At 35.1% G+C, this 2635-nt stretch carries 3 protein-coding genes; 1 reads left to right on the plus strand and 2 read right to left on the minus strand.

What is annotated here, in order from left to right:
* Positions 1-986 precede the first annotated feature (986 nt).
* Positions 987-1349, plus strand: a complete 363-nt coding sequence (locus CQA44_RS11805) for a nuclear transport factor 2 family protein (RefSeq protein ID WP_115547398.1) — start codon at positions 987-989, stop codon at positions 1347-1349.
* A gap of 437 nt (positions 1350-1786) precedes the next feature.
* On the opposite strand, the gene CQA44_RS11810 is transcribed toward CQA44_RS11805, so the two are convergent.
* Complete coding sequence (locus CQA44_RS11810; protein WP_115547399.1) at positions 1787-2431, minus strand: LysE family translocator; 645 nt, start codon at positions 2429-2431, stop codon at positions 1787-1789.
* Positions 2424-2635: YqcI/YcgG family protein (locus CQA44_RS11815; RefSeq protein WP_147289803.1), on the minus strand; the 212-nt coding region annotated here is incomplete at its 5' end. The genes CQA44_RS11815 and CQA44_RS11810, both read right to left, overlap by 8 nt.

Genomic DNA, 2635 nt, shown 5'->3' on the forward strand with positions numbered 1-2635 from the left:
TAATTTGAAAGTTATTAAAGCTTTAAGATTCTTTAGTCCTTTTAGAATCTAGTATAAGAGATTCTTCACCTGCTAAAGCAGGTTCAGAATGACAAGGGGCTAAAAGGTTTTTTAGATTATTCAGTTGCTATCACTTTTTTAAAAATGACAAGAGACATTTAAAAATAAGAATCTAGTTTATCCTATTTGCAAGTGTAGGCAAAAGCAGCTGTCATACTAAGATTCTAAGGTTAAATTTACATTTGTCATTACTTAAAGAGAAGCGAAATATCTCTGAACCCTCAAACTTGTCATACTGAATCATTAGCCGAAGTATCTTAAAGATTCCACATAAGAGATTCTTCACTTTCGCTACGGTTAAAGCTTCAGAATGACAATCTAGCTTGTCCTATTGTCATGACTTTGGGCAAAGCCCGAAGTATTTCTAATAAAAAAACTTTAAGATTTTATAATTAGCCCAATTTGAAAGTTTTATTAAAGCTTTAGTTTCTTTAGTCCTTTTAGAATCTAGTAGAAGGATTCTTCAGCTTCTACGAAGCTTAAAGATGACAATCTAGCTTATCCTCTCTGCAAGGTATCACCTTATATCTCTCCTTATAATTGATACAATTCGCAATTATGCCTTAGCTATCCTTAAGCTAAGAACTCTCTTAATATTATACTCTCTTTTTAGTGAGTATCACACTTTATTTTCCGTATTGCACTTTTGAGAAGTTTCATTTATAATCATCACTAGAGTTTTTGTAGCAAGATTCTTATTTCTGATATGAGGAGACATTATGCGAGAAAAACACCCCCAATTCACTACGCAACGCATTTCTCAAAACCTCTGCTAAAGTTGCCACGATGACAAGTTTAGCGAGCTTAGGCGTATGGGGCTTTAAGTGCGTGGGACTCTAAGGAAGCTCAAGAATCTATCTTAGGTGGCGCAAAGGGAATCTCTCACAAGAAATGCAAAAACTCATCACATTTCACAAGGAGAAAGTATGACAAACATCAGCGAATACGAGGCGATTATAGAGGTTATCAACACCTACCTAAAAGGTGCAAATAGCGGCAAAAGTGAGTTAATGAAACCTGCATTTGCTAACAATGCGATAATGCAAGGCACGAACAAAGATGGCAGCATAGTCAGCGGCAGTATAGAGAATCTCTACAAAGTCATTGATGAGAGCGGCGAGGCAAAAGGGGCAAAATCCCATATCGATGTGCTCTATATTGGCGAGAGTATTGCGAGTGTGCGGGTGATGATAGAGAATTGGCACGGACTGCATTTCACTGACTTACACCAGCTCTTTAAGAGTAATGGGCAATGGAAGATTGTCGCTAAAGCTTATCATACGCATTAAGTATGATAAGGTAATACATTGCAAGGTGATACCTTACAGAGAGGATAAGCTAGATTGTCATTCTGAAGTCTTGCGTAGCAAGGCTGAAGAATCTCTTATGTTGGATTCTAAAAAGAGCAAAGAATCTTAAAGTTTTTTATTAGAGACATTTCGCTATGCTTAAGTAATGATAGCTGCTCTATACCCCTACTTGTAAAGAGGATAAGTTAGATTTGTAAGAATGTGATAAACTGAATTTTATTCTAAAAACACTTCCTGTCATTTTGAAGTCTTGCATAGTAAGGCTAAAGAATCTAGCAATCCTTGTCATTCTGAAGTCTCGGCTTTAGCGCAATAAGTCGGTTTTGGTATTAGAGTGAAGCATTAGCACTTCTTTTGTGAATATGATTTGATTTTAGAAATACCATATAGTATCGTGTGCGCTTCTTGAAATAAAATTAAAGTAAATAATAAGCTCCAAATACTCCAACAAACATTAAAATAATATCACTCATAATCCCAATAATTTTCTTGTATTGCAAGAAGATAACCTTTTGCATAAGGATAGCATAAGCAGTCAGGATAGAAAAATCAAGAAGAATCCATATCAACACTAGAACGCTTAAACTTGTCAAAATAGAATCGTATATGTGGATAAACTGCGGAAAAAATGCTACGAAAAATATAATATCCTTAGGATTGCCAATAGCAATCCCAAAACCCTCCAAAAAGCTAGGAGAAAAAGCCTTTTGGGGTTTGTTATCATCAAGTAGGAGTGATTGTGTGTCTAACTCTTGCAAAAGTTTATTTTGATGAGCTTTAAATGCTTGATAAAGAGAGCTAACCCCTAAATAAAAGATAAATGCACAACCTAAAAGGCTAATAATAGATAATATACTAGGAGAAATTTCAAATACGCCCAAAATCACAGTAATAGCAAGTGCCATTAAGATTAAAGAAGCAAAGTTTGTTCCTATGCTTGTGAAAAATGCGCTTTTAAACCCATAAAGCGAAGCATTGCGTATGACAAGTGCTACCACAGGACCTGGAGTAGCGATAAGTAAAAAGACTGCTAGGATATAGGCAAGTAGAATTTCAAACATTAGGATTCCTTTTAAAGATTTTTAAAGGGCATTGTGAAAATGTCTCTTGTTTGGTATGTAGATAGTTTTCGTCTAAAGCATATTGTTTCCACTCAAAATTATCCTTTGAACCAAAAAATCCTAGTGATTGTGGTAAATAACCATTATTATATTTCTTAACCCTATTTCTTATAATCTCTCTTACGCTGACCCCCTGCTTTTTGC

This window comes from Helicobacter sp. MIT 14-3879, assembly GCF_003364125.1.

Coding starts and splice junctions, on each gene's coding strand:
- CQA44_RS11805 (WP_115547398.1), top strand. CDS start 987: ATGACAAACATCAGCGAATACGAGGCGATTATAGAGGTTATCAACACC.
- CQA44_RS11810 (WP_115547399.1), bottom strand. CDS start 2,431: ATGTTTGAAATTCTACTTGCCTATATCCTAGCAGTCTTTTTACTTATC.